Here is a 25,471-nt window from a genome sequence, read left to right on the forward strand (position 1 = left end):
ATCGTTACCGGTTCAGGGCACGGGGAGCTTCGGTGTAGATGGGATCGTCGACGAAACCGCCGCCCTGCCACTTGGCTTGTGACGATCCTCTGTCAGGAATGCCGGGATTGCGTTCCAGTTCCGAGCGGTAAATCTCCGAACTGTCCTTCGGGACCCAGCCCAGATAAGCGGAAGCAGAGTTGTCCCACCACTTCGGCTGATTGTCCGAAACGCCCCAGATCGTCGGGCAACCGAGATAGGGAGCCTTGAAAACCCTCTCCGCAAGCGACGCCATGTCGTCGAAGCTCAGCCAGATCGACAGCATCCGCACCGTCGTCGGCCTGCGCCAGCAGGCACCGATGCGGACGATCGCCGTCTCCTGGCCGAATTTGTGAAAATACATCTGCGCCAGACCCTCGCCGAAGCATTTCGAGGCGCCATAAAGGCCGTCGGGCTTGGTCGGCTGATCGACGCCGATGAACTGGTCCTGCCGGTAGAAGCCGACGGTATGGTTGCTGCTGGCGAACAGGATGCGCGGTTTACCGTGCTTTCGCGCCGCTTCGTAGAGATTGTGCAGACCGCGGATATTGCTGTCGAGAATGCTGGCAAAGGTGTTTTCGGAAGGAACGCCGCCGAAATGCAGGATACCGTCGCACCCTTCCACCATGCGCAGGACGGCATCGGAATCCGCCAGGTCGCAGGCAAACGGCTCCTCGTCGGCCGCGGCATCGTCCAGTGGTGCGATATCGGAAATGCGGATGATCTCCGCCAGGTGCCCGAGCCGCTGGCGCATGGCCTTGCCCATGTTGCCGGCCGCCCCGGTGATCAGAAGCCGCTTCATCCCCATTCCTCCTCGATATGCTGCCTGCAATCTAGAAGGTGCCCCGAAGGGGCGTCAACTCATAATATGACTTAAGGACCTAAATAGGATGCCAGGGCATTGACTGCCCGGCGTCGAGATCAAAAGAACGCGAAATGCGTTGTTTTATCGGCCCGTATCGATTGACGAAGGTTATCTTTTCGGTCTTCATATAGCGCAGCAGTCATGTGACGTCATACTCTCACTTGAGTGCCTGGATGGAGGAACCCCAGATGAAATGGATGAAGCATGTGGCTCTGGCCACGGCTCTGACGCTGTCTGCGCCGATCGGCGCATACGCAGATACCCCCGCCGACCAGCTGATCGTCGGCCTCAGCATGAACAATATCCTGACCCTCGACCCGGCGGCGATTTCAGGTCGCGAGGCGACAGGCGTCATCGCCAATCTCTATGACACGCTGGTGGAACTCGCCCCGGACAAGAAGACCGTCAATCCGGGCCTTGCCAGCTCCTGGACGGCGGCGGATGACGGCTCGATCACCTTCACGCTGAGGGATGGCGCAAAGTTCACGTCCGGCAACCCTGTCAGAGCTGAAGACGTCGTCTGGTCGATCAAACGCAATATCAGCCTTGGCCTGGTCGGGGCGGGCGTCTGGTCGTCCTTCGGTTACAAGGCTGGCAATATCGACCAGTTGCTGACGGCCGACGGCAACAAGATCACCCTCAAGCCGGCTCAGCCGACCGATCCGCAGCTCACGCTCGACATTTTTGGCAAGCCGGATGCAAGCGCGGTCATCGACATGAAGACCGCCATGAGCCACGAGGCAAACGGCGACAAGGCAGCGGCCTGGCTAAAGATCAACGCCGCCGGTTCCGGCGCCTTCAGCCTGACGCGCTGGTCCTCCAACGAAATGCTCATCCTGACGCGTTTTGACGACTACTGGGGCGAGAAGCCCAAGATGAAGCGCGTGATCTTCCGGCACATGCCGGAATCCCAGACCAAGCGGCTGATGCTGGAAAAGGGCGACGTGGACGTCGCGATCGGCCTTTCGGTTCCCGATATCGCCGCGCTCGGTAAGAACAAGGACGTCGAGGTGCAGAGCACGCCGAGCTCGGGCTTCTACTTCCTCGCCGTGAGCATGAAGGACGAGCGCTTCAGGAACCCGGACGTGCGCCTCGCGATCCGGTATCTGATCGACTATGACGGCATCAACAAGACGATCATGCCGAACTACGGCACCAAACGTCTTCGCCCGGTCGCCGAAGGCGTCATCGGCAGCTTGGCCGATCCGGACTACAAGATCGATGTCGCCAAGGCCAAGGAGCTGCTCGCCAAGGCGGGTTATCCCGACGGTTTCCCGGTCAGGCTCCTGACGCTCAACGAGCCGCCTTTCACGGACACCGCCACCGCGATCCAGGCAACCCTTGCCCAGGCCGGCATCAAGGCCGAAATCGTCCAGGGCGCCGGCGACCAGATCTATGGCCCGATGCGCGAGCGCAAGTTCGAAATGCTCGTCGGTCGCGGCGGCGGCGGCCAGGAGCCGCATCCGCATTCCAACCTGCGCGCCCTCGTCATCAACCCCAACAACGCCGACGACGCCAAACTCAGCGGCATCATCGGCTGGCGCACGTCCTTCTTCGACCAGCAGCTGAACGACATGTCGGCCAAGGCACTGGTAGAGCGTGACCAGGCGAAGCAGAAGACGGCCTATGAAGACATTCAGAAGCGATACGAGGAACTCGTTCCTGCGCTGCAGCCGATTTCGGCGGTTGTCGACAGCGTCGTCTATCGTGCCGACGTCAAGGGCTATGTGAACCACTACGGGTGGACCGTTCGTCTGCGCAGCGTGTCCAAGCAGCGCTGACCACTCAAGCTATCAGTCCCTCCCAGGACGAGCGCTCGCAACCTCGGTTGCGGGCGTTTTTTATGGGCTGCGAACGCTCGGCCGCAGACATGAAAAAGCCGGCAGGTTGGACCTGCCGGCTGATGCGCTCGGGGAGAGGGTTGGAGAGGAGGACGCCTATTCGGCCGCCTGCACCCCGAGAGCGCCATTGCGATAGGGCTCGCAGAGAGCCTCCATCATCTTGATTTCTTCGGCGGTCAGGTCGGTCAAAGGAGCGCGAACCGGACCCGTATCGAAGCCCATCAGCCGCACGCCGGCCTTGATGGCGGAAACGGCATAACCCTTCTGGCGGTTGCGGATCTCCATGAACGGATAGAAGAAATCGATGAGGATCCGGTTGGTGGCGGCCGTATCCCCGGCGCGGAGCGCCTTGTAGAACGTCTGGGCGAGCGCCGGGACGAAATTGAAGACCGCCGACGAATAGGTGGTGACGCCGGCGCCGAGATAGGCATCCGCAAAAAGCTCGGCCGTCGGCATGCCGCCGAGATAGGTCAGGCGGTCGCCCATGATCGCGGTGATCTTGCGCACCAGGCCGATATCGCCGGAACCGTCCTTGAAGCCGACCAGATTGGGGCAGGCCTCGCAAAGGCGCGCCAGCGTTTCTGCCGTCAGGATCGAATTGTCACGATTGTAGACCATCACTCCGATGCCGACCGACTGGCAGACGGTCTTGATATGCTGGTAAAGGCCCTCCTGACTGGCATCCATCAGGTAGTGGGGCAGCAGGAGGATGCCGTCCGCACCGGCCTTTTCGGCAGACCTGGCGATCGAGACGGCGATGCGCGTGCCGTAACCGCAGCCGGAAACGATCGGCGTGCTGCCAGCCGAAGCCTTGGCGGCGGTGATGATTTCCGGAATTTCGGAGGGCTCCAGTGAAAAGAACTCACCCGTGCCGCCGGCGGCAAACAGCACCGAAGCATCGAAACCGGCCAGCCAGCCAACATGCTGCTCGTAGGCCTTGCGGTTAAAGAGGCCATCCTTGCCGAACGGTGTAACGGGGAACGACAGGAGGCCGGCGCCGAGCGCATGCTTCAGTTCATTTGGATCCATAGACATGGCAGTCCCTTCCTGGTTGATTTCCAGAAGGCTACCAAGTCATATTATGACTGTCAATAGTTGTATTATCTTTGTGGGAAACTCACGGACGCCGTATCAGCGATCGATAGCGTTGCTGGCTCCCCTTGAGATGCATGCGCATGGCGTCGCGAGCAGCCGAATCATCGCCATCCGTGATTGCGCGTGCGATGCGGGCATGTTCGTCCTGGATCTGGGCCAGGTATTCAGGCGGCGAAATCTCCACTTCACCCTCCTGCAGCAGCGATCGCGGAATCATCTGCTTGCCGATCGCCTCCAGGAGTTCCCGGAAACGCGGGTTGTTGGTCGCATCCGCGATGGCAAGATGGAAAGCCCGATCGCTTTCAACGGTTGCCGCACCGGCGGCGATCTGCCGTTTGATCGTTTCGAGACATTCGAAGATCAACTCCTGCTGCGCCGGCGACGAGCGAACGGCGGCAAGGCCCGCGGCCTCGATCTCGATGGCGGCGCGGACTTCCAGCATCTCGATGATCGAGGAAACCCGGCTGGCATCGACGGTGCGGAAGCCGCCCTGAAGCCCGGCTTGTGGCGCCAGCACGAAGACGCCGACGCCATGGCGGACCTCGACGAGATTATCGGCCCGCAACGAGGCGATCGCCTCGCGGATGACCGTGCGGCTGACCTCGTATTGCTGGGTCAGTCCGCTTTCCGTGGGCAGTTTGTCACCGGGTTTCAACGCGCCACTCGTGATCGCATCCCGCATCCGCCGACCAACCGTCTCGACCAGGTTGCGGCCTTTTCGGGAAGGTGCCTCCCCGGTGATGTTATCTGCTCTCTTCAATGCCTGCCCGCTCTCTCGCTTTGCCATTTCAGCCACTTAGAGGGGTAAAACCTGCCCGTGTTGTCAAGCGTCGGGCAAGAATTTTATTGACGCCCAGCCACGGACCTATAGTATGATATGACCTATGAGGTATGATGACACTGCGGATCGACGGATATTCACTATCGGCCCGTCCACGAGGGAAGAATGCTCAAGAGACTGCTTTTAACCGGCGCCGCGGGTGGTGTCGGCCGGGCAATCCGGCCGATGCTGAGGGAGATCGCCGAACACGTCGTGCTGTCGGATATCGGCGAGATCACCGATGCGAACGGGAACGAAACCTTCATCCGATGCGATCTTGCAGATGCCGCGGGTGTCGCAAGGCTGGTCGAAGGCGTCGACGGCATCATTCATCTCGGCGGCATTTCCCTCGAAAAGACGTTCGATCTCATCGTCCAGGGCAATATCGTCGGCCTCTACAATATCTACGAAGCCGCCCGGCACAACGGCCTGCCGCGCATCGTCTTCGCAAGCTCCAACCACGTCGTCGGCTACTATCGGTGCGATGAAAGGCTGGACAACACGGTCGTGCCGAAGCCGGACTCGCTCTACGGGGCTTCGAAGGTTTTCGGAGAGGCGATTGCCAGCCTCTATTTCGAAAAATTCGGGCAGGAGACCTTGTCCGTCCGCATCGGTTCGTGCTTCGAAAAACCGGTCAACACACGCATGCTGGCGACCTGGCTCAGCTATCGTGATTTCTTTTCCCTCTGCCGGCGCGCCTTTGCTGCGCCGCGGATCGCACACACAATCGTCTACGGCGCCTCTGCCAACGACGAGCAGTGGTGGGACAATCGCAATGCCGCTTTCCTCGGCTGGAAACCTGAGGACACAGCCGCAAGGTGGCGCGTCGAAGTGGAAACGGCGGCCGGCAGGCAAGACCCGACCGATCCTGCCGTCATCTATCAAGGCGGCGCCTTCGCCTCGGCCGGCCATCCGGACGATGCGTGAACGACAGACTTCCGCCGCCCGACGGGCGGCTCCGATCCGGCCCTCGCCGGGTCCCGACATGAAATGGCGGAGGTTCGTCCCTCTGCTTCTGACAGGAGGAATTTCGTGAAGATCGTAGACGTCAATGTGCGCGTATTCTCCCATACCACGCGCCGCCACCAGGATACCGCCGGCCACGCCCATCCTGGCCCGCCGCACAAGGTCAACCTGGCGCTGCTGACCATCGTCGACGACGACGGAGCGGAAGGCTATTGCTTTGCCGCGCCGGAAGTCGTTCGCCCGCACGTGATCGACAAGTTCGTCAAGAAGGTGCTGATCGGCGAAGATCCGTTCGCCCGCGAGCGGCTGTGGCAGGACCTCGCTCACTGGCAGCGCGGCAGCGCGATGCAGCTGACCGACCGCACACTTGCGATCGTCGATTGCGCCCTGTGGGATCTTGCCGGCCGCAAGCTGAACATGCCGGTTCACAAACTGATCGGCAGCTACCGCGAAAAGATCCCGGCCTATGGCTCGATCATGTGTGGCGACGAGCTGGAGAACGGCCTCGCAACGCCGGAAGATTACGGCCGGTTCGGCGAAACGCTCGTCAAGCGCGGCTACAAGGGCATCAAGCTGCACACCTGGATGCCGCCGGTCTCCTGGGCGCCTGATGTCAAGATGGATCTCAAGGCCTGCGCCGCGGTCCGCGAGGCGGTCGGTCCGGATATCCACCTGATGATCGATGCCTTCCACTGGTATACCCGCACGGAAGCGCTGGAACTCGGCAGAGGCCTCGAAAAGCTGGGCTTCGACTGGATCGAGGAGCCGATGGACGAGCAGAGCTCGGCCTCCTACGCCTGGCTTGCGGAAAACCTCGACATTCCGGTCCTCGGTCCGGAAAGCGCCGGCGGCAAGCATTTCAGCCGCGCCGAATGGATCACCTCGAAGGCCTGCGACATCCTGCGCACCGGCGTCCACGACGTCGGCGGCATCAGCCCGGCAATGAAGACCATGCATCTGGCCGAATCCTTCGGCATGAACTGCGAAATCCACGGCAATGGCGCTCCGAACCTGATCGTCGCGGCCTGCACCAAAAATGCGAAATGGTACGAGCGCGGCCTGCTGCACCCGTTCCTCGAATATGACGACGGCTTCGAATACCTGAACGCCCTCGTCGATCCGATGGACGAGGACGGTTTCGTTCATATTTCCGACAAACCGGGCATGGGCGAAGACATCAACTTCGACTTCATCAACGCCAATTTGGTCGAGTGAACCGTTTATTCTGCCTCCCAAGCAGGAAAGAGAGGCCCGGTCCCTTTGGGGCCGGGTTTCTTGTCTTTGCAGTCGGCACAAGCCTGTCGTCGGTGATTGGATCCTCGGGTCAAGCCCGAGGATGACGACGGAGAGGGTGTGCCCGGGTGCCCAGAGCAACCGGGTCCTTAAAACAAGGTTTCGGCGAGCGGGACGGCTGCTGTTTTCGCAGTCCTCCCAACACACTCGTCATCCTCGGGCTCGACCCGAGGATCCAGTTTCGGAGGATTGCAATCCTTCGCGCGGGAGGCGCTCAGACCTTCGCCGGTGACATCATTTCGCTGATTTCCGGCCCCTCGGCCAACACTCCGGAGCCCCGCGCAGTCACCTGCCGTGGCTCTGTCAAAGATCGGAGAGCCCACACGAATGCGGAACCTCATAGTAAAATAATAGTATGGCTCCGCATTCGCGTGGCCTTCGGCGTCTTTTCGAGGCTTCCGGCCTCTACAGGTGATCATCTCGCCTCGCTGCGTGGCTTTATTCGCGCCCATCCTTTCGGGATAAGCTTGCCACTTGCACGGCTCAACCGAACCTGGCCCGGCGGCCAGGGGGAGGCTTGATAGGAAGGTTTGCCTTTCAGCGCGCCCTCCATGGCTTTCACCTCTTCCACCTTTCCCGCACGTTACGGTTCCGATGAAAGCGCCGGCCTCCGCCTGCCCGCGAACGTCTCGCGAAACACTCCGGCGACGGAAGCGAGGCAATTGTAGGCATGGGTTTGAAGGGCGGGGACGACGATGTGGTTAAGTCATTGGAGGTGCTGGAAGGCGGCGATGAATTGTCCACGGGAAAACACGGAAAGAGCATTGGAAGGCGTGCCCCGCCATACCCCCTCTGTCCTGTCGGACATCTCCCCGGGGGCAGGGCTTGCGCGTGGAGCCCCTCCCCCCTGTGGGGAGGGGTTGGGGAGGGGACTTCGCTCCGCATCCAAACCCCGCCCGCCTGCCGGCCACCCTCCCCACAAGGGGGAGGGTTAAGAAAGCCGCACCGCCTCGCATCCCATTGGTGAACCCCCTTGAGGGGGAGATGCCCGGCAGGGCAGAGGGGGTGCCTCACCGCATACTCGGACTCGGTCAAATCCAACCCCGCATTTCGCGAAAGGACCTGCCCTCCAACCCACCTCACATCACCCGATCGAGCCAGTCTATCGCATGGTCCTGCTGGTCAACCGGGAATGCATGAGCTGCGCCGGGCCAGAGACGTGTCTCGACACGCTCTTCGGCCCCCGCCGCGCTCCAGATCGCATGAAGTTGCTCCTGCGCCGCCAAGGCGGCAGGCACCGGAAAATGCCGGTCTTCGGCGCCGCTGAAGATCAGCGCTGGTTTCGGCGCGGCGAGGCCTGCAAAATGCGGATAATCGATCTTTCCCGCGATCGGCGGATGCAGCATGGAAAAGGCCGACTGGCCGCGAAGCTGGTTGTTGCCCGGCTGCATGAGGCCCTGCAGCGTCCCCATCCAGCCGCCGGCGACGCAGGCCCTGGCGTCGTCCGAAAGTGCGGCAGCCTGCCAGGCGCGCGAGCCGCCCATCGAATAACCGAAGCTCGCCAAACGGTTTCCATCGACGCCGGGTAGTCCGCGAAGCCATGCCATGGCCTCGAGGTCCTCGAGCAGGATAACGGAGGCGTAGGAAACGCCGAACTGCATGAGATTGGCCGCCAGCGCCTGCTGCGCTTCGTAACCGTTGCCTTTCCGGCTGCCCCAGCCGAGCGCGTCGGCGCAAAGCACGGTGTAACCGCGTCGGGCGAGTTCGTTGCCGACATGCCGACCGCCGTAAAGTTTCGCCGCCCATCGATCCGTGTCCGCTGCGATCTCGGAAGCCTCGCCGGAGCGGCGGATCATCTTCTCCTTGCCGATCGAGAAGAACGAGCCGTGGTCGTGCAGCAGCAGCACGGCAGGCGTAACGTCATTCGTACCGGGGCGAAGGAGATAGGCTCTCGTCGTTTCGCCGTTCGAAAAGCCAAGTTCGAGCTCTTGGGCCCTGCATCCGTCTTCAGCCCACTCTGTGACGACCGACGCGCTTGCGGGCGCGATCCGCCCGATGCCGAGTGCGTGGCGCACCTTGTTCCGTGTGCGGTCCTGCCAGTCCGGAAAGCTTTCCACAGCCGGTTGGAAATTCCAGTCGAACGAGAGGTTGTCGCGCAGCCTCGCCGCGAGGCTGGACATGTTCTCGCTGTCGATCATTGCTGTTGCCGCAGCCGTTCGAGCATCCGGTCGCGGCTGTCGCCCAGGTGCTTGCGCATCGCCCCCCGCGCGCCTTCCACGTCGCGGGCTTCGATCGCCTTGAGGATGGCACGGTGTTCTTCATTGACGCGCGCCAGATGCACGGAGAGGCTCGCGTCATCGACCGCATGGGTCGAGAGCCGCATGCGCGGCATCAGGGTCTCGCCGAGATAGTTGAAGATACGGAAAAAATGTTCGTTGTGGCTGGCGGTGGCAACGGAGCGGTGAAAATCGAAATCCGCCTGCGTGTCCCGGCTTGCACGGCGAACGGCGACATCCATGGCCTTGCAGGCCGCGGTCATTGCCTGGATATCCGCCTGGGTCCGCCGGTCGGCGGCAAGCGCTGCCGCTTCGGATTCGATGCCGATGCGCAGTTCGAGCCCCTTCACCAGGTTTTCGACCAGCATCAGGTTTTCATCGCCGAGGCGGAAAGGCGTCACACCCGCGTCCTGGCGAACGAAGACGCCGATCCCATGATGGATCGAGACGAGGCCGCTTGCCCGAAGATTGGCGATCGCCTCCCGGACGACCGTCCGGCTGACGCCCAGTTCATCGATCAGCGCCTTTTCCGTCGGAAGCTTCGAGCCGCGCGGATAGTCCCCAAGCTTGATACGCTCGGCGATCGTGCGCACGACCTGCGAACTCAGGGTCTCCCTGCGGCGCCAGGTAGAGGATGGGGCTTCGGCTGTCATCGGGCACTCCATGGCGTCTCAGACGTGAAACTCAGACAGCGTGGTCGTATTCGAGGCTCGCCTGGATCAGTTCCCGGGCATAGGGATCCTGGGCCTGGCCTGTCGCCAGCACGTCTCGGCTCATCACCTCGACCACGCGACCATGCTGCATGACCGCCAGCCGCTCGCACATATGATCGATCACCGCAAGATCATGGGAAACGAAGAGATAGGTCAAGTTGCGTTTTGCACGCAGATCGGCGAGCAGATTGAGCACTTCCGCCTGCACCGAGACGTCGAGCGCCGAGGTCGGCTCATCGAGAAGCAGGATGCGCGGTTCGAGAATGAGTGCGCGGGCGATCGCCACGCGCTGGCGCTGGCCGCCGGAAAGCTCGTGCGGATAACGCGACAGGAAGGCCGGATCGAGGCCGACATCGATCAGAGCCCGCTCCATGCGTTCGACCTGGCGGTCCATGCGATGGATGCGAAGCGGCTCCTGAAGCGCCGTGCGGATCGACTGGCGCGGATGGAGCGAACCGTAGGGATCCTGGAACACCATCTGGACCGTGCGGCAATATTCGACGAAGGGCATGTCGTTGACCGACCGTCCCTCGAGCTGGATATCGCCCTCCCAGACGTTCAGGAGACGGGCGATGCAGCGCAGGATGGTCGATTTGCCGGAACCGGACTCGCCGACGAGCCCGAAGGATTCGCCGGCCTCGACCGAAAAGCAGACGTCGCCGAGAATGCGCTTCTTTGCGAGACCATAGCCGAGATCGATCGAGAGATTGCGGACGTCGATGGCGGTCATGCGCGCACCTCTTTGGTCTCCTGGGAGATGATTTCACGGTTGAGGACCGGAAGCGGCTTCCGGCTGCCGCCGATATGCGGCTGTGCGGCAAGCAAGCCTTGGGTGTAGGGATGCGTGCAGTTGCGCATATCCCGCGCCGCTCGCTCCTCGACCACCTCGCCATGGCGCATGACCAGGACGCGGTCGCAGAAATTGCGCACCAGATTGAGGTCGTGGCTGATCATGATCAGCCCGAGACCCTTGTTGGTCACCAGTTCGTTGAGGATGTTGAGGACCTGCATGCGCACCGTGACATCAAGCGCGGAGGTGGGCTCGTCGGCGATGATGATCTGCGGCTCGGGGATCAGCATCATGGCGATCATGATGCGCTGGCCCATGCCGCCCGAGACTTCATGCGGATAAAGGCCGAACACCCGTTCCGGATCGCGGATCTTCACCGCTTCCAGCATTTCCAGCGTCTTCTGCTTCGCCGCCTGGGCCGATGCCCTGCTGTGGACGCGGTAGGCCTCGGCGATCTGATCGCCGACGCGGTGCACCGGGTTGAGCGAGAACTTCGGATCCTGGAGGATCATCGAAATGCGTCGGCCGCGGATCGTCAGCATCTGCTTCTCGCTGGCGGAGATGAGGTCGGTACCGCTGAAATCCATGCGGTTGGCCTCGATCTTCGCGGTCGGCAGCAACTTCAGCAGCGCGCGGCCGATCGTCGACTTGCCGGAGCCGGATTCGCCGACGATGCCGAGCCGCTCGCGGCCGAGATCGAAGGAGACGCCCTTGACGACGGTGTTGTAGGCCTTGCCAGCGCGATAGCTGACGCGGAGATTTTCGACCTTCAGGAGTGCCTGGCTGTTGTCCATGGGGAAAATCCTAACGCTGTTTCGGATCCAGCGCGTCGCGCAGGCCGTCGCCGAGAAGGTTGAAGGCAAGGCTGACAAGCAGGATGGCGCCGCCCGGGAAGGCGACTAGCCACCAGTTGTCCAGCATGTAGCGCCGGCCGGTGGCGATCATCGCCCCCCATTCCGGCAGCGGCGGCTGCGCTCCGAGCCCGAGGAAACCGAGGCCGGCCGCCGTCAGGATGACGGTCGCCATCGAAAGCGTGATGCGCACCAGAACAGAAGGCAGGCACATCGGCATGATCGATTTGATGATGATGCGCAGTGACGACGCGCCCTGCATGCGCGAGGCCGAGATGTAGTCGGCGCCGCGGAAGGTCAGCGTTTCGGCGCGTGCGAGGCGGGCGATCGGCGGCCAGGTGGTCAGTCCGATGGCGATGATCGCATTTTCGAGGCCGGCACCGAGGGCTGCCACGAAGGCGAGCGACAGGATGAGGCTCGGGAAGGACAGGAAGATATCGGTGATCCGCATCATGATCGTGTCGTACCAGCCGCCGAAATAACCGGCCGTCGTGCCGACCAGCAGCCCGATCGGGCCGACGATGACCGACACGATGGTGATGATCGTCAGGCTGATGCGCGTGCCGTAGATGATGCGGCTCATGATGTCGCGGCCGAGTTCGTCGGTCCCGAACCAGTGCTCGGCGCTCGGCGGCTTCAGCGTGTTGCCGAGATCGATGACATTCGGGTCGTAGGGCGCGATCAGCGGCGCGACGATCGCCGTCAGCACCAGAATGGTGATGACCACGAGGCCGAAGCCCGAAGACGGGTTGCCGAGAAGCTCGCGGATGACGGCCAGCAGCCGGCGGAAGGCCGAATTTGGGTTTGAGCGAGTACCGTTCATGGCCACGTCCTGCATGTCGAGAGATTGAGCTGCCATGTCACCGCGTCCTCGGATCGAAGATCTTGTAAAGCGCGTCGGAAAGCAGGTTGAGCGCAATGAAGATGATGCCGACCAGCAGCACGCAGGTCATCACCGCGTTCATGTCGCCGATCAGCATGTTGTTGGTGATGTATTGGCCGAAGCCCGGCCAGGAGAACACGGTCTCGATGAGCACCGCCCCTTCCAGCAGGCTGCCATAGGCGAGCGCCACGATCGTCACCAGCTGCACCCGGATATTCGCGAACGCGTGGTGCCAGATGGTGCGGCCCTTCGACAGCCCCTTCACCCGCGCCGTGGTCACGTATTCCTGGTTCAGCTGGTCCAGCATGAAACTGCGTGTCATGCGGGTGATATAGGCCATCGACGAATAACCGAGGATGCTCGCCGGCAGCAGCAGATGGTTGACCGCATCCCGCAAGACCTCCCAGTCGCCGGCGATGATCGAGTCGACCAGCAGGAAGCCGGTCGTTTCCGGCACGAGGCCGATGTAATAATCCGACAGGCGGCCACCGCCGCCGACCAGATCCAGCGCCGCATAGAAGATGATCAGGCCGATCATGCCGGTCCAGAAGATCGGCATGGAATGGCCGATGAGGGTGAGGAAGCGGATGATGTGGTCGACCGGCCGGTTACGGCGCACGGCGGCCAGAATGCCGAGCGGAATGCCGAGGCCCGCCCCGACGATGATTGCGAAAGTGGCAAGCTCGATCGTTGCCGGCATGACATGCAGGATGTCGTTGATGACCGGCTGCCCTGTCCGGATCGACGTCCCGAAATCGCCATGAGCCAAATCGTTCACGTACCGGAAAAACTGCTGGTAGAGAGGAAGGTTGGCGCCGATCCGTTCCGCGACCATGTTGTATGTGGCCTGGTCGGCCTCTTCGCCGACGATGGCGCGGACCGGATCGACGGGCATCAGCCGTCCGATGCAGAAGGTCAGGATCAGCAAGCCGAGTAGGGTTGCCAATATGGTGCCGGCCTGCCGCGTGAAAGCGGTGAGACGCTCGTTGTTCATGGGGCTTCCTCAACATCGATCCGGACGCCGCGGCGCTGCCGGGCCACAGGGCCCACGCCGCGGCAGCCGACGATTATCGTTCTTTCTTGACGGTGCGAAGCTGGGTCGACCAGGACGGGTTCAGTTCGAGACCCTTGATGTCGGCCCGGAAACCGACGCTGTCGACCACTTCCGAGAAGGGCTGGATCGCCGGCACCATCTCCGCGTAATAGGTCTGGATGTCCTGGTATTCCTTGATCTGCTTGTCCTTGTTGCCTTCGACGAGCGCGTCATCGATCATCTTGTTGATCTTTTCATCATAGAAGGACGTGCGCCAGCCCTGGAAATTCGTCAGCTTCGCCTCATCCGCATTGTTGGGATTGTAGACGATGGCGCGGAAGTTCGAGTCCGGATGCGGCAGCTGGCCGCCACCGCCACGGCCGACGACAAGCTCATATTTGCGTTCGCGCATCGCGCCGTAGATCTGGTCGCCGGAGCCGGTGACGATCTCGGCCTTGATGCCGGCCTGCGCCAGCGTCGCCTGGATGGCGGTCGCAAGGCTCATGAACGGCACGTCGGAAATGGCGCGCAGCGTTGTCGAGAAGCCGTTCGGATAACCCGCCTCGGCAAGAAGCGCCTTGGCCTTTGCGACATCGAGCTTGTAGCCGGCATTCGGCAGGGCGCCGAAAATGCCCGCCGGAACCGGACGATCGCGCAGCTTGCCGAAATAGGGCAGCACGCTGTCATTGAGGCCCTGGTAGTCGATCAGGTAACGCAGCGCCTCGCGAACCTTCGGCTTCTGGAATTTCTCGTCCTTCATGGAGACGGCGAGATAATAGAAGCCGCTGCCGCCATTCGTCTGGATCTTGACGTCCTTGTTGGCTTCCAGAGCCTTCAGGTCGGCCGCCGACATGGAATAGGCAATGTCGATATCGCCCTTTTCGAGCATCAGCCGCTGGCTCTGCGATTCCGCCAGATGGCGCATCATGATCCGGCGCATGGCCGGTTTTTCGCCCCAATATTTCGGGTTCTGCTCGAGCGTGACGCGCTCGTTCGACTGCCACTGGCCGAGCGTGAACGGACCGGAGCCGGCGGAGTTGTTGGTGAGCCAGGCGGCACCCATATCGCCGTTCTTGTCGTGCTCCATCACCGCCTTCATGTCGAGGATGGAGCCTGGGCCGACAATTCCGAGCGTCTGCACGATGATCTGCGGGTCGACCTTCTTCGGCAGCTTGATGACAACCGTGCCGTCGTCCGAAGCGGTGAAGCTTGCGTCGGCATTGGCCGCGGAGAAACCGTGGGTCTTCAGGAACGACGCCTGGGCAAGGTTGAGCTTCATCAGGCGCTTGAAGGACCAGATCACATCCGCCGAAGTGACCGGGTTTCCGGAAGCGAAGGTCGCCCCCTTGCGCAGCTTGAAGGTGATCGAGCCGTTGTCATCGGCGATCGTCCAGCTTTCCGCCAGCTGCGGATCGACCTGAGCGCGATTGACAGCATCGAGCGCCACCAGGTTATCATATATGTTTGTGAGAACCTGTACGGTCTCCTTGCCGGTAATGGCAGCGGGATCGAGCGTCAGGATATTGGTCATCGAGAAGCCGACAACCAGCATATTCGGCGGGGTTTCGGCGTGGGCAGGCTGGAAAAGCAGGGTGGAACCGAGCAATACCGGTCCCACTATTCTCAATAGCGGCTTCATGGCCGTCCTCCCTTGGGTTGCCGGTCTCCTCCCGGCAGATAGATAATAGCGACCCAAGAGATATGATGTCTTACGACACGTGTCAATCCAAAATGCCGCGTTCACCGACTCCTGGCGGAGCGGCTGAGGGCAGGCACCAGACATGTTTTCCGAATCTGCTTTCTGAAGAACCGCAGGGCAATCGCAAATGGAGCGTGCGGCGGCGCGTGGAGCCCCTCCCCCTTGTGGGGAGGGATTGGGGAGGGGTCTTCGCCCCGGATCAAAACCCCTCCCGCCTGCCGGCCACCCTCCCCACAAGGGGGAGGGTTAAGACTGCCGCGCCGCCTCGCATCTCATATGCGATTGTCCTGCCGGTCGCCGCGCGGCTGATCAGCCGGCCATGTCGAAAATCGAGGCGGCGATGAAGCGCTCCTGATCGCTGCCGTAGTTGTAATAATAGACGCTCAGCAGCTTCCCATCCGCTCTGACGACCGTACGCGGATAACCGAGATCGGACATGCCGCCGTCGTCGCGGATGATGATATCCTCGCTCCAGGTCTTGCCCTCGTCGGAACTCACCCGGGCGCGCAGGCCAAAAGGCGCGTCGCGATAACCGAACACCAGCGCCAGCCGGCCATCCTTCAACCGGTTGAGGGTCGGCGGATTGCCGGCGTAACCCGTATTCGGCACCGGCCGGCCGATCAATTCCCAGGTCTTGCCCTCGTCGCCGGAGGTATAGGCCTCGATCCACGCTTTGCGGTCGGGGCCGCGGCTTGCCGTCGAGCAACGCACCAGCGTCAGCACCTTGCCGTCCTTCAGCCGGATCGACGCCGGCATGATCGCAAAACCCTCCGGCTCCTCTCCGACGAAGCTTTCGAAGCTGAAAGTCTTGCCGCCGTCGCGGGTGCGGACGCAGAAGACCTGGCCTTCCTTGCCGTTCGGCTTGGCGGCGCTCAACAGGAAGAGTGCGTCATGCTTGCCGAGCGGCACGATGTCGGTGCGCGCCGAAATGCCCGGCAGGCCGAAATCGCCGAGCCGATAGGGACCGCGCCACGTCCGCGCCCGGTCGTTGCTGACATAGAACCAGCTGATCGCGCCACCCAGCAGGCCGGTGCGGGCGCACATCACGATCGTTTCAGGATCGGTGAAATCGATCGGCTGGTCGAGCGGGCGAAGATCCCGGTCAATGTCGATCTTCGGCTGCGCTTCGAGTTCGGGCAGGACATGCTCGTCGCCGGAAAGCGTCTGGCTGCCGGGCACGAAGGCGTTGAACCGCTCGATCGTCCAGGTCTCGCCGCCATCCATGCTGCGGGCCTGCACCGGAATGAACGGCCGGGTTTTGTCGCGCGCATGCAGGTTTTCCGCCTCGCCGCGAAAACCCTGGACAAAAATCGTCACCGCTTCCTCGCCCCAGAGCCACAGGCCGTAATTCGCCGGCCATGCAGCAAATTCGCCCGGTTTGCGGTAGACTTCCACGTTCTTGGTCTGATCTGACTTGGCCACAGGCATCCTCCTTGCCGCCGGAGCGGCTCATTCATCTCTTGATTGATCGATCAACCCTTGACGCCGCTGGTCACGGCGCCGTCGATCACATGCCGCTGCGCCAGCAGGTAGACGATGATGACCGGCAGGGTGATGAGCGTCGCCATCGCCATGACGACGTTCCAGCGTGCATCCGGCCCGCTCTGCAGCAGCTGCAGGCCGATCTGCAGGGTGGCCATCTCCCGGTGCGAGTTGAGGATAAGCGGCCAGACGAAGTCGTTCCAGGCGCTCTGAAAGCTCAAGACGCCAAGCACGGCGAGCGACGGCCGGGCCAGCGGCAGCAGGATGCGCCGGAAGATTGTGAACGGAGACGCACCGTCGAGCTTGGCGGATTCCTCGTATTCCATCGGGATGCGGGTGAAGAACTGCCGCATCATGAAAATGCCGAAAGGTGTCGCCGCAGTCGGCAGGATCATGCCCCAATAGGTATTGAGAAGGCCGGTGCCGCCATTGCCGAGCCAGTCGTTGCCGCCGGCGAAGGGGATCTTCTGGACGATCAGGAAAACGGGAACGATCTGGCTCTGCGCCGGCACCATCAGCAGGCCGACGACCAGCGCGAAAATCAGGTTGCGGCCGGAAAACTGCATGCGGGCAAGCGCGTAACCGGCCAGCGAGCAGAAGATGAGGTTCGAAATGGTCGAGCCCAACGCGTAGATCAGGCTGTTCACCAGCTGCCGGCCGGCATCCGGCGACGCCATGGCGTCAAGATAGTTCTGCCATCGCAGACCGTCCGGAACGAAACTCGGGGGAAACCGGAAGATTTCCTGGTCGCCCTTGAACGAGGTCGAGACCATCCAGAGGAAAGGCATCACGGTGGCGAGCGCTGCAAACAGCAGCAGCAGGTAACCGATGACGTTCATCACGTCGAAGCGCGGGAACTCCCGGCCACGGCGGCGGGCCATGATCTGTCGTTCCATCGCGGCGGGCTGTGCAAGGTCGGTCATGCGTCTTTCCTCCGCATGATCCGGGTCCCGATGATCGAGAACACCAGGATGGTCAGGAAGAGTATGGTCGACATGGCCGCGCTATAACCGAACTCGGTATAACCGAAGGCCGTCTGGTACATCTGGTAGACGACGGTTTCCGTCGAGCCGAGCGGCCCGCCCTGCGTCATCACATAAATTGCGCCGAACACCTGGAAGGTCTGCACGATCAGGATGATCAGCAGGTAGAAGGTGACGGAACTCAGCATCGGCACGGTGATACGCAGGAAGATATCCTTGCCCTTGGCGCCATCGAGGCGCGCAGCTTCGTAGAGGTCGTTCGGGATATCCTGAAGACCCGCCAGATAGATGATCATCGCGGTGCCGAAGTCGCGCCAGATCGCCATGATGATCAGCGAATTCATTGCAAGGCTGGGGTTCTGAAGCCACGGCTGCGGCGGCAGGCCGACCCGGGTCAGGACACCGTTCAGCGGCCCGGCATAGGGCTCATAGACATAGGCCCAGACGACGGCGGCCGCGATCAGCGAGGTCAGAACCGGCAGGTAGAAGATCGTCCGGAAAGCCATGCGCCCCGGCACTTTTTGATTGAGCGCGACCGCTGCCAGCAGGCCGAGCACCATGGTCGGGAAGGTTACGCCCACCGTATAATGGATCGTGTTGCCGACCGCCTGCTGAAAGCGGGCGTCATTGAACAGCTTGATATAGTTGTCGAAGCCGACGAAACTCGTCGGCTTCAGGAAAGAGACGTCGGTAAAGCTCATCAACAGCGTCGCCACTGCCGGCAGCAGCAGCGACAGGAAGAGGATGACGAGCGCGGGCGCGAGGAATGCGTAGGCGCTCCAGTTCTGATGAAAACTGACCGTTTTGATCGGCCTGGATGTCGAGTTCTGAAGCGCCATCACCCACTCCTCAGCTCTTTTTGAGCAATGTCTGCACTTCGTCCGCGGCCGCCTTCAGCGCCTTGTCGGGCGTGTTTTTCTGGAAAATGACTTCCTGAACGCCACGCGCGACGAGCGTCATCATGCGCGGGAATACCGGCGTTGCGGGCGCGGTCGGCGGGGCGTAGCTCGCGGTCTTGATGAACTTGGAAAGATAGGGGTCGGCCTGCACGTCCTTGTTCTGCTGGGCGGACTTCAGCGCCGGCACGTTCTTGCTGGCGACCGCGAAGGCGATCTGCTGTTCGGGCGACATCGCAAACTCGACGAGCTTGAGAGCCGCTTCCTGGTTCGGCGCGCCTGCCCGGACGGCGAAGCAGAAGGGATCGACAAGCGATGTGAACCCGCCGCTTTCCTTCGGGAAGGGAACGACGTCGAATTCGACGCCGGCCTTCAATGCGTTATTAGTGGAGTAGTTGCCCGCGATCAGCATCGCGGCGCGTCCCTGGTTGAACGGGTTCGCCATGCCGCCGGGGCCGACGCCGAAACCCGCGTCGGTGATCTTATCGGTGACGACGAGGTCTTGCAGGAAGGTCAGCGCCTTGATGCCTTCCGGACCGGCAAAACCCGGCGCCGACAGATCCGCCGTCAGCAGCGAACCGCCCGCCCCCTGCAGCAGCAGCGTGAAGAGTTCGAAGGCCTCGAGGTCGTTCTGGTAGAGCTGGATGCCGGACACCTGCAGCATGCCGCCGCCGGGGCGCTTGGTGACGGCCTTTGCCCATTCGCGAAGTTCGGCCCAGTTCTGCGGCCCCTTGTCCGGGTTGAGGCCTGCTTCGCTGATGAGCTTGCGATTGATGCCAAGACCGCGCGAGGTGCCGTAGAGCGGCATGGAATACTGGCCGCCGTCGGCACGGCCGTAGGCGAGCAGCGAGGGGTCCAGATCGGCCGTCTTCACATTCGGAAGCGCCTTGCCGAGTTCGACAAGCTTCTTGCCGGAAGCATAGGTGAGATTGTAGTCCCAGTGCTGAACGATCAGGTCAGGGCCGGTATTGCCGTTGATCGCCGTCAGCATCTTTTCATTAAGCTGCGACGGTTCGGCATAAAGGCTGGATTGCAGCGCGACTTCCGCATGGGCGGTCTTGAAAGCGGCTTCGAGCGCTTCGCCGGCGGCCTTCTTGCTGCCTGCGAGCTGAGACCAGAAAACCAGTTGCTGGTCGGCCGCAAGCGCCCGGCCGGAAGCCGACATCAGGATCGGCAGGCTGGCGAGACCAGCAGCGGTGCCCGACAGAAATGCACGGCGTGTGGGCTTCATGGAATGCATGACATCATTCTTCATCGTAAACTCCTCCCGATTTATCGACGACGATTTAGTTTCTGCTGACCGTAATCCCCGCGGCGTCAAAGACGTGGATGTTCGCCGCGTCGCAATAGACGTTCAGCGCCAGGCCCGGCTCGACGACCTGGTCGCCAGCAAACACGCAGGTGAAATTCTGACCCTCGATCGCGCTGTGAACGATCGTCTGGGCACCCAGCCTCTCGACCGATCGCGGCACGACGCCGATCTTCACCAGCGGCTCGCTGCCGGCCGGATGCGGCGCCAGGAATTCCGGACGAATACCGAGGACGACCTCCTCGCCGATCTTGAGGCGCTTTGCCAGTCCGTCGATCACGATCGTCCCGATGCCGTTGGCTTCGAAGGAATAATATTCGCTCTCGATCGCCTTCACCTTGCCACGCAACATGTTCATCGGCGGACTGCCGATGAAGCCCGCGACGAAACGATTGACCGGATTGTGATAGAGGTCCATCGGCCTGCCGACCTGCTCGACGCGGCCGCCGTTCAACACCACGATCCGGTCGGCCATGGTCATGGCCTCCAGCTGGTCATGGGTGACGTAGACCATGGTGGCGCCGAGCTCCTTATGGAGCTGGGTGAGTTCGGTGCGCATCTCAATGCGCAACGCCGCGTCGAGATTGGAAAGCGGCTCGTCCATCAGAAATATTTTCGGCTTGCGAACGATGGCTCGGGCGATCGCGACGCGCTGCCGCTGGCCGCCCGAAAGCTTCGACGGCTTGTCCTTCAGCCGGGTGGAAAGCTGCACCGTGCCGGCGGCCTTTTCGACCTGCTGGCGGATGTCGCCCTTCGAACGGCGCTCCATCTGCAGCGGAAAGGCGATGTTGTCGTAGACGCTCATATGCGGATAGAGCGCGTAGGACTGGAACACCATCGCCACGCTCCGCGTACCTGCGGGCCGGCGGGTCACGTCATCCGGACCGATTCTGATGGCGCCGTCGCTGATCGGATCGAGCCCCGCGATCAGGCGCAGCAGCGTGGACTTGCCGCAACCGGACGGGCCGACGAAAACCGCGAATTCTCCGTCCTCGATGGCAAGCGATACGTCCGTGATGGCGTCGAATGCCCCGTAGCTTTTCGAAACGTTGGATAGCTCCAGCCGCGCCAAGCTCGGTCCTCCCTGAATTGCCTCTCCCAAAGCGTCAGATGACTGACAGCTTTACCATGCAACAAAAATTCGAACCTGTAAACATGTTGTTCGACAACTTCTATGAAAACTGATATGATCAGTTATACATTAAGAGGGGCGCACATATGGAGATCGGCCACCAAGATGTATGATGGCCAAGGCAAAACGCCGATAAAATAAAGTGGAAGGTGATCAGAACTCGATCGCCCGTTCACGGGCATGCATGATGTGGCGGTCGATGGCATCGCCTGCCGCATGCGGATCGCGGGATTTGATGGCGTCGATGATCGCCAGATGATCGGCGAAGGCCGGCGGCAGGACCTGCTCGGAAAGGCTGATCCTGTCGAGCTTGATAAGCCGCATGCGGATCGCGTTGACCGCATAGGCCTGGATCAGCAGATCGTTCTGGGTCGAATCGACGAGAAGGTTGTGAAATCCGTCGTCGACCTTCTGGCCACGTTCGAAGACATCCGGCGAGGGAGCGTTGCGGACCTCGTCGAGGATCGACTGGTGAAGCCTGGCCTGTTCATCGAGGATAACGTCGGGCATCCGCCTGACGGCCGTCAGCACGGCCTCGCGCTCCAGCGCCATGCGCACCTGGAAAGCCTGGCGGATGATCGAGAGGTCGATCTGGGTGATCTGGATGCCTCGCTGCGGCATGACGACCAGCAGGCCTTCATATTGCAGGCGCGGCAGGAGTTCGCGCAGAGCGCCGATGGAAAGGCCGAGAAGGGCGACGAGTTCCCGCTGGGACACGAACTGGCCGGGCCGGAGCCGGCCATCGAACAGCGCCTCGCGAAACCGCTCATAGGCGACCTGTTTGACCGAGCGAAGGTCTGGCTGTCCAGTGCCGGGCGGTGCAGTAAGTACGCTCATCTGTCTCCTATCGCCGGCGGCACCGGGCGGGTCAAGCAGCGGCGCGATAACCCGTCCGCTCGAATAATTCAATGAGCATAGCACGATCGCACTGGTTGAGAGCAACCAGAGGCGGCACCGCATATGCCAGACTTTCGTCGTTGCGATAATGGGCAAGAGCCGCCTTGAGGGCAACGAGCGATCCGTAAGCATCCACTGCCTCGATGCGCCGCGACTGCTTCGCCAGAAGGCCGGCATCGTCGGGATTGTCGTAAAGCGCCCTCAGATCGCGGGTAAAGACGTTCGGCATGCCGCCGATCATGCCGGCGCCCCCGGCCTTGACGAGCGTGGGCAGAACCCGGTCGTCGCCCGTAAAGACGGCAAGCTCCGGGAAGGACTTCACCAGCATCAACCCGTTGTCGAGATCCCCGGTCGAATCCTTGATCCCGGCGATGCGGCTGCCGTGCCTGCGCAGCAGAGCCGCAATCAGCGGCTGCGTGAAGCGGACCCGGCTGAGCTGCGGGATGTTGTAGAGCACGAGAGCGATTTCCGTATGCGCCTTGGTCCGCTCGATCAGTGCATCGAAGAACGCCGCAACGCCGTCCTCGCTCGCTCCGTAATAGAAGGGCGGCAGGACGAGCGCGGCGCGACAGCCGAGCTCTCCATAGGCAATCAGCGAGGTTACCGCGTCGTCGAAACTCGGCGTCATGATCGCCGGCAGCTGACGGCCCATCTCCACCCCGTCCGCTTTCAGGGTTTTCAAAGCTTCGACCTTCTGAGCGGTCGAAAAGGACGCGCCCTCGCCCGTGGTGCCGAACGTCGAGATGAAGCTGCAGCCATTTGCCAGGAGATAATCGATATGCGCCTTCAGACGGACGGTATCGATACGGAAATCGGCCGTCACCGGTGTGACGGAAGCGGCAACAATGCCTTTCAGTGCAACATTCGACATAAACGGGGCCCTCGTTATAGAACTGATATAATCAGTGTAGGTATCAGTCGTCAAATATATATTTACATCAGTCACAGGCTGCGGCATGTTGCGGGAGGGACTGGCGATGGAGGAACGAATGCGCAATTGCCGTCGGCATATTCTGAAGCGTGCAAAATCCATTGATTTTATTGGGATGCTTGAAAGCTCGGCTATTGGTACTAATTGCGAATGCCCCTGGGCTTCCACCTCAAACCAAGGAAACTGAACCTATGCCGGACATGCCTGCCGACACCCTCCCCGCCCGCCTCGCGAGTGCCATTCGCAATGCCATCCTGTCGAGGACCGTGCTTGATCCGGAGCCCTTTCTCGGGCTGCCGCTGGCGGATGCCTATGCGGTGCAGACGGACGTGTTTCGGGCGCTCGGCCAGCCGTTCAAGGGCGCCAAGCTCACCCTGAAGGGCGATTTCTGCCAGAGCGCACCGCTTCTGTTCGTCAACGAAGAAACCCGCCATGACCATCAGCCGGGCATCTCGCTGGAGGTGGAACTGGCCTTCGCGCTCGACAAGGATGTTGTGGCCCGCAACGGCGATGTGACGCGCCAGGATATCGTCGACGCGATCGGCTCGGTGCGGATCGGCGTTGAGCTTCTCCGCAGCCGTTACCAGGGCGGCTCCCGGGGCGATCCGGCCCTCGCCGCCGCCGACATGATGAGCAATGTCGGTTATCTCCTCGGGCCGTCGCTGGACCGGAGCCTGCTGGACGAAGGCGCATCGATCGGTCAGCTGTCGGTTTTCATCGACGGACAGTCCGGCTTCGACAAGCCCGCGGCGCATTCCGACGGCGATCCGCTCAAGACCATGGTCGTGCTGGCGAACCAGGACCAGCTCTCCTCCTTCTCCATGCTCAAGGCGGGACAGGTGATGACGACGGGCACATTGTGCGGACTGATCCCGGTCGCGGAACCGGGCAGGATCGAAGTCAACATGGGCGGACAGCGGTTCGTCCTCGACCTGCGCTGACGCCAATTTCGGCCTTTTTCGATCAAAAGCAGCTCTCGCGCGCAAGCTCGATATCGAGGTCAACATCTGCGGCATAGGCCAAGTGCAGCTTGCGTGATCGCGCTCGGTAGAGCCGTTCGATCTACGCAAGCGCCCGCACCTCAATTTCAATCAAATTGCCTGATTGACTTCTAACATGTTAGTGTGCGAGCGTCGCGACAACACTGGGAGGATAAATAGTCTAACATGCGTTTCGGGCTCTCTGTCGCACTCGCGACCCCTTTTGACAAAGACGGCAAGATCGTGCTCGACGCGATGGTCGCCCAAGCTCGCCGCAGCCTCGATGCCGGTTGCGACAGCGTTACGGTTTTCGGCACCACCGGCGAAGGCGCCTCGATCGGCAACGGCGAACGGGAAAAGGTGCTCGCCGCCATGATTTCGGGCGGCATCGCGCCGCGCCAGATCGTAGCGGGTGTTCTCGTAGACGCGGCGGCGGACGCCGCGGAACAGGCCGCACAGGCGCTATCCAAGGGCGCGCGCAACATTCTTCTGGCCCCGCCCTCCTATTTCAAGAATGTCAGCGACGAAGGCCTGTTCGGCTGGTTCTCCACCGTATTCGCCCTGCTGGGCGACAAGGCCCGTGACATCATCGTCTACCACATTCCATCGGTCACGATGGTGCCGCTGAGCCACGCGCTGATTGGCCGGCTTCGCCAGGCGTTTCCCGGCATTGTCACCGGGGTGAAGGATTCCGGCGGAGAATGGGCCTTTACCGAAAAGCTGCTCAAGGAACATGGCGACCTCATCATCCTGATCGGTGACGAGCGGCATCTGGCTCAAGGCGTACGTCTCGGCGGGCAGGGTGCGATATCCGGCGTCGCGAATTTCGCCCCACGCGAAGTTCGGCGCATGGCCGTGGATGGCGAGGACGATCAGCGGGTCGTCGATCTCGTCGTGGAATTGCTGAAATATCCCGTCATTCCGGCGGTGAAGGTGATGATCGCCCATCTTTCGAACGACCCGTCGTGGCTGACGGTGCGGCCGCCGCTTCTTCGGATCGCTGATGAAGGCCAGCGCCTGTTGGCATCTGCCTTCGACGCTCTGTTCCGTTCGGAGGCTGCCTGAAAGCCATGGATCAGGGGCGTCCCACGGAAAGCCAGGTCGAGGAACAGCCGACGCTGAGGGAGAAGGCCTACGAGAGCTTCACGCGCCACCTTCTGGCCCGTGACGTACGCCCGGGCCAGTTCGTCTCGCAGCGCCGGCTGGTGGAACTGACCGGCCTGACGCTTGGCGCCATCCGTGAACTCGTTCCGCGGCTGGAGGCCGAGGGACTGATCAAGACCGTGCCGCAACGCGGGCTGCAGATCGCCCATATCGACCTCAACCTCATCCGTGAAGCCTTCCAGCTTCGCGTCTTCCTGGAAAAGGAAGCCGTTGCACTGTTCACCCAATCGGCCCCGGACCAGGCAATCGCCAGGCTTTTGAAGGAGCATCGTGAAATCCTGGAGGCGATCCAGGGCGGCAACGACAGCCGTGAGCTGGAGCTGCATGCGCAGGCGGTCGACTGGGGCATGCACGACGCCTTCATCGATGCGCTCGGCAACACCATCATTTCAAACGTCTACCGGGTGAATTCCATCAAGATGCGGCTGATCAGGCAGGAGCGGTTCCGCATCGACGGCCGTGTCGGGCCCGTCATGAGCGAGCATCTGAAAGTGCTCGAAGCGATCGAGCGGCGCTCCGTGGAGGAAGCGGTCGCGGCACTCGTCGCCCATATCAATCACGCGAGGGATCGCGCGATCAGACTTTAGAAAAAGAAGCCGGAGACAAGGGTATCC

23 protein-coding genes are annotated in these 25,471 nt (G+C 61.8%); 6 read left to right on the forward strand and 17 right to left on the reverse strand.

Annotated elements, in window-relative coordinates:
- Window positions 1–4: 4 nt before the first annotated feature.
- Window positions 5–820, reverse strand: coding sequence for an NAD(P)-dependent oxidoreductase (locus tag MOV61_RS02240; RefSeq protein ID WP_247135381.1), 816 nt, complete (start codon window positions 818–820; stop codon window positions 5–7).
- A gap of 260 nt (window positions 821–1,080) precedes the next feature.
- Here MOV61_RS02240 and MOV61_RS02245 point away from each other — a divergent pair, with 260 nt between their 5' ends.
- Window positions 1,081–2,664, forward strand: coding sequence for an ABC transporter substrate-binding protein (locus tag MOV61_RS02245; RefSeq protein WP_408962341.1), 1,584 nt, complete (start codon window positions 1,081–1,083; stop codon window positions 2,662–2,664).
- 156 nt (window positions 2,665–2,820) lie between these two features.
- Here the strand turns inward: MOV61_RS02245 and kdgD are convergent, their stop codons facing one another.
- Window positions 2,821–3,753: a 5-dehydro-4-deoxyglucarate dehydratase gene (gene kdgD / locus MOV61_RS02250; protein WP_247135429.1), complete on the reverse strand. Its 933-nt coding sequence runs from the start codon at window positions 3,751–3,753 to the stop codon at window positions 2,821–2,823.
- An 88-nt stretch (window positions 3,754–3,841) separates the two neighbouring features.
- The gene (locus MOV61_RS02255) at window positions 3,842–4,606 is read right to left on the reverse strand and encodes a FadR/GntR family transcriptional regulator (RefSeq protein ID WP_293405758.1); all 765 of its coding nucleotides are present in this window, start codon (window positions 4,604–4,606) and stop codon (window positions 3,842–3,844) included.
- Window positions 4,607–4,765: 159 nt separating this feature from the next.
- Here MOV61_RS02255 and MOV61_RS02260 point away from each other — a divergent pair, with 159 nt between their 5' ends.
- Window positions 4,766–5,566, forward strand: a complete 801-nt coding sequence (locus MOV61_RS02260; RefSeq protein ID WP_247135383.1) for an NAD(P)-dependent oxidoreductase — start codon at window positions 4,766–4,768, stop codon at window positions 5,564–5,566.
- 105 nt (window positions 5,567–5,671) lie between these two features.
- Window positions 5,672–6,820, forward strand: a complete 1,149-nt coding sequence (locus MOV61_RS02265) for a mandelate racemase family protein (protein ID WP_247135384.1) — start codon at window positions 5,672–5,674, stop codon at window positions 6,818–6,820.
- A gap of 1,157 nt (window positions 6,821–7,977) precedes the next feature.
- Here the strand turns inward: MOV61_RS02265 and MOV61_RS02270 are convergent.
- The 14 genes from MOV61_RS02270 to MOV61_RS02335 all read right to left on the reverse strand — a co-directional run bounded on the left by MOV61_RS02270 (window position 7,978) and on the right by MOV61_RS02335 (window position 22,653).
- The gene (locus MOV61_RS02270) at window positions 7,978–9,036 is read right to left on the reverse strand and encodes a dienelactone hydrolase family protein (protein WP_247135385.1); all 1,059 of its coding nucleotides are present in this window, start codon (window positions 9,034–9,036) and stop codon (window positions 7,978–7,980) included.
- Window positions 9,033–9,767 (reverse strand): FadR/GntR family transcriptional regulator, encoded by a 735-nt coding sequence (locus MOV61_RS02275; protein WP_247135386.1) that lies wholly within the window; start codon window positions 9,765–9,767, stop codon window positions 9,033–9,035. Before MOV61_RS02275 ends, MOV61_RS02270 begins: the two co-directional genes overlap by 4 nt.
- Window positions 9,768–9,798: 31 nt before the next feature.
- Window positions 9,799–10,557 (reverse strand): ABC transporter ATP-binding protein, encoded by a 759-nt coding sequence (locus tag MOV61_RS02280; protein WP_247135387.1) that lies wholly within the window; start codon window positions 10,555–10,557, stop codon window positions 9,799–9,801.
- Window positions 10,554–11,411, reverse strand: coding sequence for an ABC transporter ATP-binding protein (locus MOV61_RS02285; protein WP_247135388.1), 858 nt, complete (start codon window positions 11,409–11,411; stop codon window positions 10,554–10,556). Before MOV61_RS02285 ends, MOV61_RS02280 begins: the two co-directional genes overlap by 4 nt.
- Window positions 11,412–11,421: 10 nt before the next feature.
- On the reverse strand, window positions 11,422–12,306 hold the full coding sequence (locus MOV61_RS02290; RefSeq protein ID WP_408962342.1) for an ABC transporter permease: 885 nt from the start codon (window positions 12,304–12,306) through the stop codon (window positions 11,422–11,424).
- A 22-nt stretch (window positions 12,307–12,328) separates the two neighbouring features.
- Window positions 12,329–13,345 carry an ABC transporter permease gene (locus tag MOV61_RS02295; protein WP_247135389.1) on the reverse strand — a complete coding sequence of 339 codons (1,017 nt, stop codon included), beginning with the start codon at window positions 13,343–13,345 and terminating at the stop codon, window positions 12,329–12,331.
- A 73-nt stretch (window positions 13,346–13,418) separates the two neighbouring features.
- Entirely contained in the window at window positions 13,419–15,023 is a 1,605-nt protein-coding gene (locus tag MOV61_RS02300; protein ID WP_247135390.1) for an ABC transporter substrate-binding protein, read from the reverse strand.
- Window positions 15,024–15,392: 369 nt separating this feature from the next.
- Window positions 15,393–16,511: a sialidase family protein gene (locus tag MOV61_RS02305; RefSeq protein WP_408962339.1), complete on the reverse strand. Its 1,119-nt coding sequence runs from the start codon at window positions 16,509–16,511 to the stop codon at window positions 15,393–15,395.
- A gap of 44 nt (window positions 16,512–16,555) precedes the next feature.
- Window positions 16,556–17,488, reverse strand: coding sequence for a carbohydrate ABC transporter permease (locus MOV61_RS02310; RefSeq protein WP_247135392.1), 933 nt, complete (start codon window positions 17,486–17,488; stop codon window positions 16,556–16,558).
- Window positions 17,485–18,387, reverse strand: coding sequence for a carbohydrate ABC transporter permease (locus MOV61_RS02315; RefSeq protein ID WP_247135393.1), 903 nt, complete (start codon window positions 18,385–18,387; stop codon window positions 17,485–17,487). Before MOV61_RS02315 ends, MOV61_RS02310 begins: the two co-directional genes overlap by 4 nt.
- Before the next feature lie 10 nt (window positions 18,388–18,397).
- Window positions 18,398–19,699, reverse strand: a complete 1,302-nt coding sequence (locus MOV61_RS02320) for an extracellular solute-binding protein (protein ID WP_247135394.1) — start codon at window positions 19,697–19,699, stop codon at window positions 18,398–18,400.
- Window positions 19,700–19,730: 31 nt separating this feature from the next.
- Entirely contained in the window at window positions 19,731–20,825 is a 1,095-nt protein-coding gene (locus MOV61_RS02325; protein ID WP_247135395.1) for an ABC transporter ATP-binding protein, read from the reverse strand.
- A gap of 213 nt (window positions 20,826–21,038) precedes the next feature.
- Window positions 21,039–21,722, reverse strand: a complete 684-nt coding sequence (locus tag MOV61_RS02330) for a GntR family transcriptional regulator (RefSeq protein WP_038546205.1) — start codon at window positions 21,720–21,722, stop codon at window positions 21,039–21,041.
- A gap of 31 nt (window positions 21,723–21,753) precedes the next feature.
- A complete protein-coding gene (locus MOV61_RS02335) occupies window positions 21,754–22,653 on the reverse strand; it encodes a dihydrodipicolinate synthase family protein (protein ID WP_247135396.1) in 900 nt (299 codons plus the stop codon).
- Between the two features lie 251 nt (window positions 22,654–22,904).
- On the opposite strand from MOV61_RS02335, the gene MOV61_RS02340 reads away from it, so the two are divergent.
- The 3 genes from MOV61_RS02340 to MOV61_RS02350 all read left to right on the forward strand — a co-directional run bounded on the left by MOV61_RS02340 (window position 22,905) and on the right by MOV61_RS02350 (window position 25,444).
- Window positions 22,905–23,654: a hypothetical protein gene (locus tag MOV61_RS02340; protein WP_247135397.1), complete on the forward strand. Its 750-nt coding sequence runs from the start codon at window positions 22,905–22,907 to the stop codon at window positions 23,652–23,654.
- A gap of 225 nt (window positions 23,655–23,879) precedes the next feature.
- Window positions 23,880–24,758, forward strand: coding sequence for a dihydrodipicolinate synthase family protein (locus MOV61_RS02345; RefSeq protein ID WP_247135398.1), 879 nt, complete (start codon window positions 23,880–23,882; stop codon window positions 24,756–24,758).
- 5 nt (window positions 24,759–24,763) lie between these two features.
- Window positions 24,764–25,444: a GntR family transcriptional regulator gene (locus MOV61_RS02350; RefSeq protein WP_247033579.1), complete on the forward strand. Its 681-nt coding sequence runs from the start codon at window positions 24,764–24,766 to the stop codon at window positions 25,442–25,444.
- The last annotated feature ends 27 nt before the right edge of the window (window positions 25,445–25,471 follow it).

The organism is Neorhizobium sp. BETTINA12A, from assembly GCF_023006485.1.
Lineage (GTDB): Bacteria > Pseudomonadota > Alphaproteobacteria > Rhizobiales > Rhizobiaceae > Neorhizobium.

Bases quoted from the DNA above. Each gene is read 5' to 3' on its own strand.
- MOV61_RS02305 (WP_408962339.1), bottom strand. From the start codon at position 16,511: ATGCCTGTGGCCAAGTCAGATCAGACCAAGAACGTGGAAGTCTACCGC.
- MOV61_RS02290 (WP_408962342.1), bottom strand. From the start codon at position 12,306: ATGCAGGACGTGGCCATGAACGGTACTCGCTCAAACCCAAATTCGGCC.
- MOV61_RS02260 (WP_247135383.1), top strand. From the start codon at position 4,766: ATGCTCAAGAGACTGCTTTTAACCGGCGCCGCGGGTGGTGTCGGCCGG.
- MOV61_RS02295 (WP_247135389.1), bottom strand. From the start codon at position 13,345: ATGAACAACGAGCGTCTCACCGCTTTCACGCGGCAGGCCGGCACCATA.
- MOV61_RS02300 (WP_247135390.1), bottom strand. From the start codon at position 15,023: ATGAAGCCGCTATTGAGAATAGTGGGACCGGTATTGCTCGGTTCCACC.
- MOV61_RS02285 (WP_247135388.1), bottom strand. From the start codon at position 11,411: ATGGACAACAGCCAGGCACTCCTGAAGGTCGAAAATCTCCGCGTCAGC.
- MOV61_RS02320 (WP_247135394.1), bottom strand. From the start codon at position 19,699: ATGAAGAATGATGTCATGCATTCCATGAAGCCCACACGCCGTGCATTT.
- MOV61_RS02275 (WP_247135386.1), bottom strand. From the start codon at position 9,767: ATGACAGCCGAAGCCCCATCCTCTACCTGGCGCCGCAGGGAGACCCTG.
- MOV61_RS02350 (WP_247033579.1), top strand. From the start codon at position 24,764: ATGGATCAGGGGCGTCCCACGGAAAGCCAGGTCGAGGAACAGCCGACG.
- MOV61_RS02245 (WP_408962341.1), top strand. From the start codon at position 1,081: ATGAAGCATGTGGCTCTGGCCACGGCTCTGACGCTGTCTGCGCCGATC.
- MOV61_RS02255 (WP_293405758.1), bottom strand. From the start codon at position 4,606: ATGGCAAAGCGAGAGAGCGGGCAGGCATTGAAGAGAGCAGATAACATC.
- MOV61_RS02340 (WP_247135397.1), top strand. From the start codon at position 22,905: ATGCCGGACATGCCTGCCGACACCCTCCCCGCCCGCCTCGCGAGTGCC.
- MOV61_RS02280 (WP_247135387.1), bottom strand. From the start codon at position 10,557: ATGACCGCCATCGACGTCCGCAATCTCTCGATCGATCTCGGCTATGGT.
- MOV61_RS02345 (WP_247135398.1), top strand. From the start codon at position 23,880: ATGCGTTTCGGGCTCTCTGTCGCACTCGCGACCCCTTTTGACAAAGAC.
- MOV61_RS02335 (WP_247135396.1), bottom strand. From the start codon at position 22,653: ATGTCGAATGTTGCACTGAAAGGCATTGTTGCCGCTTCCGTCACACCG.
- kdgD (WP_247135429.1), bottom strand. From the start codon at position 3,753: ATGGATCCAAATGAACTGAAGCATGCGCTCGGCGCCGGCCTCCTGTCG.
- MOV61_RS02310 (WP_247135392.1), bottom strand. From the start codon at position 17,488: ATGACCGACCTTGCACAGCCCGCCGCGATGGAACGACAGATCATGGCC.
- MOV61_RS02240 (WP_247135381.1), bottom strand. From the start codon at position 820: ATGAAGCGGCTTCTGATCACCGGGGCGGCCGGCAACATGGGCAAGGCC.
- MOV61_RS02270 (WP_247135385.1), bottom strand. From the start codon at position 9,036: ATGATCGACAGCGAGAACATGTCCAGCCTCGCGGCGAGGCTGCGCGAC.
- MOV61_RS02330 (WP_038546205.1), bottom strand. From the start codon at position 21,722: ATGAGCGTACTTACTGCACCGCCCGGCACTGGACAGCCAGACCTTCGC.
- MOV61_RS02315 (WP_247135393.1), bottom strand. From the start codon at position 18,387: ATGGCGCTTCAGAACTCGACATCCAGGCCGATCAAAACGGTCAGTTTT.